Here is a 6,608-nt window from a genome sequence, read left to right as displayed (position 1 = left end):
GACTTGAACTCTCACACCTTGCGGCGCCAGAACCTAAATCTGGTGCGTCTACCAATTCCGCCACTTCCGCAACTTATTCTGTAGTTATCAAGGTAATTGGTAAAAACCTAAATAACGTTATTCATGGTGGCTACGACGGGATTCGAACCTGTGACCCCATCATTATGAGTGATGTGCTCTAACCAGCTGAGCTACGTAGCCATCTTTTGGAGCGAGACAATATAAACCTTCAAGCTCTCAGTGACAACCCCTTTTATAAAGGAATCTCACTTGAATAATGGCAGGTCTACCTGGATTCGAACCAGGGAATGGCGGCATCAAAAGCCGCTGCCTTACCGCTTGGCGATAGACCTGCAGGCAATAGTCACAATGACTATTTAAAATATGGTGCGGAAGGAGAGACTTGAACTCTCACACCTTGCGGCGCCAGAACCTAAATCTGGTGCGTCTACCAATTCCGCCACTTCCGCATCTATTCCTAATTGCTCTGATAAAAAGAACACTTAGGAATGGTGGCTACGACGGGATTCGAACCTGTGACCCCATCATTATGAGTGATGTGCTCTAACCAGCTGAGCTACGTAGCCAAAACCATATTTTTTGCTCTCAACGCTTTGTTGCCTTGTCGTTGGGAACGGCGCGCATTATGCGAAGTTGAGTGAGATCCGTCAACAGTTTTTTTTAATAAATTTCGGAAAAAACCTCGTTCGCTTCCTTTTTAAACAAAGAGGCGTGTTTATGATCTAAAACTGGAAATAAATTAGCTTGCAGTTAGGTAATTTATTTTTGCTCATTTACTTAAGGTATTAAAAAAGCCAGCTTAGCAGCTGGCTTTTAGTGTAAATGAAGTGTTTAAAACTCATTCATTTAATTAAACATTGAAGCGGAAGTGTACAACATCACCATCTTTTACGATGTAGTCTTTACCTTCTAGACGCCATTTACCTGCGTCTTTTGCGCCATTTTCACCATTGAATTGGATGAAATCGTCGTAACCGACTACTTCTGCACGAATAAAGCCTTTCTCGAAGTCAGTGTGGATCTTACCTGCAGCCTGAGGCGCAGTTGCACCAACAGGGATTGTCCACGCACGTACTTCTTTAACACCCGCCGTGAAGTAGGTGTGTAGAGTCAGTAGCTCGTAACCAGAGCGAATTACACGGTTCAGCCCCGGTTCTTCGATCCCCATATCCGCTAGGAATTCTTCGCGATCTTCATCTTCTAGTTCAGATAGTTCAGATTCGATAGCTGCACATACAGGTACAACGACGTTGTTTTCTTTTTCTGCGAACTCGCGAACCGCATCTAGATATGGGTTATTTTCGAAACCATCTTCGTTTACGTTTGCAATGTACATAGTTGGCTTCAGTGTAAGGAAGTTTAGGTAGCCGATTGCTGCTAACTCTTCTTTAGATAGCTCAACTGTGCGCGCCATGCCGCCTTCAGTTAGTACTGGTAACAGTTTTTCTAGTACTGTTAGTTCAAATTTTGCGTCTTTATCGCCGCCTTTTGCCTTCTTCGCGTTACGTTGAATCGCTCGCTCACAAGAATCAAGGTCAGCCATTGCAAGTTCAAGGTTGATCACTTCGATGTCTTCGATAGGTGAAACTTTACCTGAAACATGAACAATGTTTTCGTTTTCAAAACAACGTACAACGTGGCCAATCGCGTCTGTTTCACGGATGTTAGCTAGGAATTTGTTACCTAAACCTTCACCACGTGATGCACCAGCAACAAGACCAGCGATGTCCACGAACTCCATCGTCGTTGGAAGAACTCTCTGTGGGTTAACGATCTTAGCTAGTGCGTCTAGACGTAGATCTGGCACAGGAACCACACCAGTGTTTGGTTCAATGGTACAGAACGGGAAGTTTGCTGCTTCGATACCCGCTTTAGTTAGTGCGTTGAACAGAGTTGATTTACCTACGTTAGGTAGACCAACGATGCCACATTTAAAACCCATGATAGTAACCTTATTCAGCTTTGAACGTGTGGAGGCGATTTTGTGCTTTAGATAGGCCATCCTTAATCAGGATATCTAGACAACTAACAGCCTCATCAGCTGCTGCATCTAAAAGCTCTTGCTCTTTAGCTGGCGCTTTACCTAATACAAAACCCGCCACTTTATCTTTGTGTCCCGGATGACCAATGCCAATGCGAAGACGATAAAAATCTTTGTTATTGCCCAGTTTGCTAATGGTGTCACGCAGACCGTTGTGTCCACCGTGACCCCCACCTTTTTTAAACTTAGCGACACCTGGCGGTAAGTCCAGCTCGTCATGAGCAACCATGATCTCTTCAGGTTTAATTTGATAAAATTTCGCAAGCGCTGCGATCGATTTACCTGATAGATTCATGAAGGTGGTTGGGATAAGCAAACGGAGATCCTGGCCATTGACCATAATGCGTCCTGTTAGACCAAAAAACTTTGGTTCGTTCTTCAGTGTAACGTTGTGAACGCGTGCTAATTCTTCTACAACCCAAGCGCCCGCATTGTGACGAGTTCTGGCGTATTCTGGTCCTGGATTAGCAAGACCAACAAGAAGTTTGATTTGTTGACTCAAGGTTAGGATCTCTCTGGAATCTCAAAAAGCGCAGTATGATAGCACAGAATTCTCACAGTGGGCGACCAAGGGATTTTCTGGTTATCAGTACAAATAAAAAAACACCCCAAAGAGGGGTGCTTTTGAAATCAGTGTAACTGAAATGTTCGGATTAGTTGAACATTGCAGAGATTGACTCTTCGTTGCTGATACGACGAATCGCTTCAGCCAACATGCGAGATAGGCTTAGTGTTGTCACTTTGCCTGTTGCAGCCATCTCTTTAGATAGAGAGATAGAGTCAGTTACGATAACTTGGTCAAGAACTGAGTTCTTGATGTTGTCCGCAGCGTTGCCTGAGAATACAGCGTGAGTAGCGTAAGCGAATACACGCTTAGCACCGCGCTCTTTTAGTGCTTCAGCTGCTTTACATAGTGTGCCACCTGTGTCGATCATGTCATCAACGATCACACAGTCACGACCTTCAACATCACCGATTAGGTTCATTACTTCAGAAACGTTTGCACGTGGACGACGCTTATCTACGATTGCGATGTCGATGTCGCCTAGTGCTTTTGCTGTTGCGCGAGCACGAACAACGCCACCTAGGTCAGGAGATACCACAACAGGGTTATCTAGACCGCGAGCCTGCATATCTTCAAGTAGCACTGGCGTGCCGAAGATGTTGTCTACAGGTACATCGAAGAAGCCTTGAATTTGCTCTGCGTGTAGGTCGATAGTTAGAACGCGGTCAACACCAACGTTAGATAGGAAATCAGCAACAACTTTTGCAGTAATTGGCACACGCGCAGAACGTACACGACGGTCTTGGCGAGCGTAGCCGAAGTAAGGGATAACTGCAGTGATACGGCCTGCTGAAGCACGGCGCATTGCATCAATCATAACAACCAATTCCATTAGGTTGTCGTTAGTCGGTGCACAAGTGGATTGAATGATGAAAACATCGCTACCACGAACATTCTCATTGATTTGAACTGCAACTTCGCCATCAGAAAAGCGAGAAACAGATGCATCACCAAGAGAGATGTAAAGACGATCAGCAATACGTTGGGCTAGTTCAGGTGTTGCGTTACCAGCAAATAGCTTCATATCAGGCACGGTGGAAACCTCGGGTTTGCGTCCAGTTTAAATAGGTCGGTGTGAGGCTGATTGGTATTCAGCCAAAGTCTCTTTTAATGGCGAAATATTGCGCCCTTGAGCGACAAATGCCGAGACTTTATCAGAGAGTTGTGCAAGGATAGTTTCTGCTTCAGATTTGCTCGAAAATTCAGCAAAAACGCAAGATCCTGTCCCCGTCAATCTTGACGGCGCGTATTGTAGCAGCCAAGAAAGTTGCTTATCAACCTCTGGGTAGAGCATTCGTACAATTTTTTCGCAATCGTTTACGCTTGGTGTATTTAAAAGTGTTTCTAGATCTCGTTTTGGGGTGTTTCGCGTTAGATCTGGATGACAAAAAACGTCGACGGTTGCGATAGAAACATTCGGTCTGACGACTAAATACCACTTTTCTTCGGGATAAGCGGGGGAGAGTTTCTCGCCAACACCTTCAGCAAAAGCTGCAAATCCGCGCACAAACACGGGCACGTCTGCGCCCAGTTTTAAACCAATTTCAGCCAGTTCGTCGTCAGTTAGATTCAGTTGCCATAAGTAGTTCAGTGCCACTAATGCTGTAGCCGCGTTCGATGAGCCCCCACCAATGCCCCCACCCATAGGTAGCACTTTCTGTAGCTCAATATGTGCGCCAAAAGGGCACTCTGAGTATGCTTGAAGTGCGGTTGCTGCTTTCCAAATTAAATTGTCTTGAAGAGGCACACCTTCTATATCTGGAGAAATCGTAATATCACCAGAATGGTTTGCTTGAATGGTGAGCTCATCGCCGTGATCGACGAATTGGAATAAGGTTTGTAACTCGTGGTAACCATTTTCTGTGCGACCGTTGATGTATAGAAAGAGATTCAATTTCGCTGGTGATGGCCATCGGGTTGAAAGTTCGATCATTGGGTGATGTTCCATTTTGTGATCACTAGATTTATTTTGACGTCAGCAGTGGTGAGTTTCAGCTTATTTGGCAGTGGTAGAGACTGCTCATGCCATTGAACATCGCCATACCGTTGATAAGCAATACGCCAATCATTTAAACCAATTTGTTTGTTTAACGCTTGCAGTGTATTGGTTGGGGACAATTGGAATTTGTCGGCATCGGTCGGTAGGCCTAATAGCCAGTCAGGCATGTGTTCAACGGGCATCATTAACCCCGTAAGACGGTAAATTAGCTGGTTTGCACTGCGAGAGGAAAGGACCTGATCGTCGTAAGTTTCTACTGTGGCACCTTGTGGGGTGATGGTGAGCTTTAATGCCGTTTGTCCGAGAATCGTAGTTAAACGCAACTGGCTTAGTGCTGAAGAATGTTTCCAGTAGAAATTTAAATTTTGTCTTTGGTCTGGGCCAATATAACCAAGTTTTCCCGTTGCTTGAAAATCTTGGATGGTCTCGAGTCGTTGCTCATGAGCTTGCCATTCAACGCTGGTAACACTTTCAGGAACGGAGGAACAACCAGCGAGCAGTAAGCTCGACAAGAAAAAAAGAATAAAGGAGCGTAACGTCATGTTTGATGGCTTATTAATCAGTTTCGTCGGGAATCGCTCACAACTATAGCATTGAAAAGTCGCAGTTAGGAAAACAAATCCGGCTTACCCTTTCAATAAATGCGTGCTTACAGTAAAATTCTGGACCTATTTTATAACCTATCCCAGAGATACCACGTTAGATGTCCTTGCTTGCTATTGGAATCAATCACAATACAGCGTCTGTCGACTTGCGAGAGAAGGTGGCGTTTGGTCCGGATAAACTCGGCCCTGCACTCGAGCAACTTAGAGAGCACGAAGCGGTTAACGGCAGTGTGATTGTTTCAACCTGTAACCGAACTGAGTTGTACTGCGATGTTAAGCAAGGAGCGCGAAATAAGTTAATCGATTGGCTTGCTCAGTTTCATCAAGTGAGCCGCGAAGATTTAATGCCGAGTTTGTATGTGCATGAAGAACAAGCCGCAATTAAGCATTTGATGCGCGTATCATGTGGGCTAGATTCTCTGGTGTTGGGTGAGCCTCAAATTTTGGGGCAGGTAAAGCAAGCATTTTCTGACTCGCGAGATCATCAAGCCGTCGATGCTTCAATTGATAAACTGTTTCAAAAGACGTTCTCAGTCGCAAAGCGTGTGAGAACAGAAACAGATATCGGCGGTAATGCTGTGTCCGTGGCTTATGCCGCATGTACATTGGCAAAACATATTTTTGAGTCGTTATCTGATTCAACCGTGCTTTTGGTTGGTGCGGGTGAGACGATTGAACTGGTCGCGAAGCATTTAGCATCCAACGGCTGCACAAAAATGATTGTCGCAAACCGTACCAAAGAGCGCGCGCAAGGCTTAGCGGATCAATTTGGCGCAGAAGTCATCAGTTTAAACGAAATTCCTGAACATTTGGCGAAAGCGGATATCGTGATTAGCTCAACGGCGAGCCCATTGCCTATTATTGGCAAAGGTATGGTCGAAACTGCTCTGAAGCAGCGCCGACATCAACCTATTTTGTTAGTCGATATTGCGGTGCCGCGAGATGTAGAGTCGGAAGTCGGTGAACTGAACGACGCATATTTGTATTCGGTTGATGACTTGCAATCTATCATCGACAGCAACATTGAGCAGCGTAAAGTCGAAGCGATTCAAGCCGAAGCGATTGTTAGTGAAGAAAGCGCTGCGTTTATGACATGGTTGCGTTCACTGCAAGCCGTCGATAGTATTCGCGACTATCGCAAATCAGCCAACGAAATTCGTGAAGAGTTACTGAGCAAAAGTTTGCAATCTTTAGCGGCAGGCGCAGATCCGGAGAAAGTGCTGCGCGAGCTGAGTAATAAACTCACCAACAAACTGATTCACACTCCAACTCGCGCATTGCAAAGTGCAGCAGAGCAAGGCGAACCAGCAAAATTAACGATTATCCGCCAAACACTTGGCTTGGATGATCTATAACTCACGCTTTTTATTAAGAAAA

At 45.2% G+C, this 6,608-nt stretch carries 6 protein-coding genes and 5 tRNA genes (1 of these 11 cut by a window edge); 1 reads left to right on the top strand and 10 read right to left on the bottom strand.

Going from position 1 to position 6,608, the window contains the following annotated elements; genetic code table 11:
• From NL645_RS11875 to lolB, 10 genes are all read right to left on the bottom strand, one after another.
• A tRNA-Leu gene (locus NL645_RS11875) sits at positions 1-70 on the bottom strand (it extends 115 nt beyond the left edge of the window).
• Between the two features lie 54 nt (positions 71-124).
• Positions 125-201, bottom strand: a tRNA-Met gene (locus tag NL645_RS11870).
• A 77-nt stretch (positions 202-278) separates the two neighbouring features.
• Positions 279-353: transfer RNA gene (locus NL645_RS11865), tRNA-Gln, on the bottom strand.
• 32 nt (positions 354-385) lie between these two features.
• Positions 386-470 (bottom strand) — tRNA-Leu (locus NL645_RS11860).
• Between the two features lie 40 nt (positions 471-510).
• A tRNA-Met gene (locus NL645_RS11855) sits at positions 511-587 on the bottom strand.
• Between the two features lie 284 nt (positions 588-871).
• Positions 872-1,963, bottom strand: coding sequence for a redox-regulated ATPase YchF (gene ychF / locus NL645_RS11850; protein ID WP_005393178.1), 1,092 nt, complete (start codon positions 1,961-1,963; stop codon positions 872-874).
• Positions 1,964-1,973: 10 nt separating this feature from the next.
• On the bottom strand, positions 1,974-2,564 hold the full coding sequence (gene pth, locus NL645_RS11845; RefSeq protein WP_253651747.1) for an aminoacyl-tRNA hydrolase: 591 nt from the start codon (positions 2,562-2,564) through the stop codon (positions 1,974-1,976).
• Between the two features lie 151 nt (positions 2,565-2,715).
• A complete protein-coding gene (locus NL645_RS11840; RefSeq protein ID WP_005393176.1) occupies positions 2,716-3,660 on the bottom strand; it encodes a ribose-phosphate pyrophosphokinase in 945 nt (314 codons plus the stop codon).
• A 27-nt stretch (positions 3,661-3,687) separates the two neighbouring features.
• Positions 3,688-4,560, bottom strand: a complete 873-nt coding sequence (gene ispE, locus NL645_RS11835; RefSeq protein WP_046874292.1) for a 4-(cytidine 5'-diphospho)-2-C-methyl-D-erythritol kinase — start codon at positions 4,558-4,560, stop codon at positions 3,688-3,690.
• A complete protein-coding gene (lolB, locus tag NL645_RS11830) occupies positions 4,557-5,168 on the bottom strand; it encodes a lipoprotein insertase outer membrane protein LolB (protein WP_005393172.1) in 612 nt (203 codons plus the stop codon). The genes ispE and lolB overlap by 4 nt, the downstream gene beginning before the upstream one ends.
• A gap of 161 nt (positions 5,169-5,329) precedes the next feature.
• Between lolB and hemA the strand changes: the two genes are divergently transcribed.
• On the top strand, positions 5,330-6,586 hold the full coding sequence (gene hemA / locus NL645_RS11825) for a glutamyl-tRNA reductase (RefSeq protein WP_253651746.1): 1,257 nt from the start codon (positions 5,330-5,332) through the stop codon (positions 6,584-6,586).
• The last annotated feature ends 22 nt before the right edge of the window (positions 6,587-6,608 follow it).

Source organism: Vibrio sp. Y51_MX_L26 (genome assembly GCF_024181935.1).
Lineage (GTDB): Bacteria > Pseudomonadota > Gammaproteobacteria > Enterobacterales > Vibrionaceae > Vibrio > Vibrio diabolicus.
Note: the sequence above shows the minus strand (reverse complement) of the source record. Positions and strands in the feature narration are given on the sequence as shown.

Bases quoted from the DNA above. Each gene is read 5' to 3' on its own strand.
- hemA (WP_253651746.1), top strand. From the start codon at position 5,330: ATGTCCTTGCTTGCTATTGGAATCAATCACAATACAGCGTCTGTCGAC.
- ispE (WP_046874292.1), bottom strand. From the start codon at position 4,560: ATGATCGAACTTTCAACCCGATGGCCATCACCAGCGAAATTGAATCTC.
- ychF (WP_005393178.1), bottom strand. From the start codon at position 1,963: ATGGGTTTTAAATGTGGCATCGTTGGTCTACCTAACGTAGGTAAATCA.
- lolB (WP_005393172.1), bottom strand. From the start codon at position 5,168: ATGACGTTACGCTCCTTTATTCTTTTTTTCTTGTCGAGCTTACTGCTC.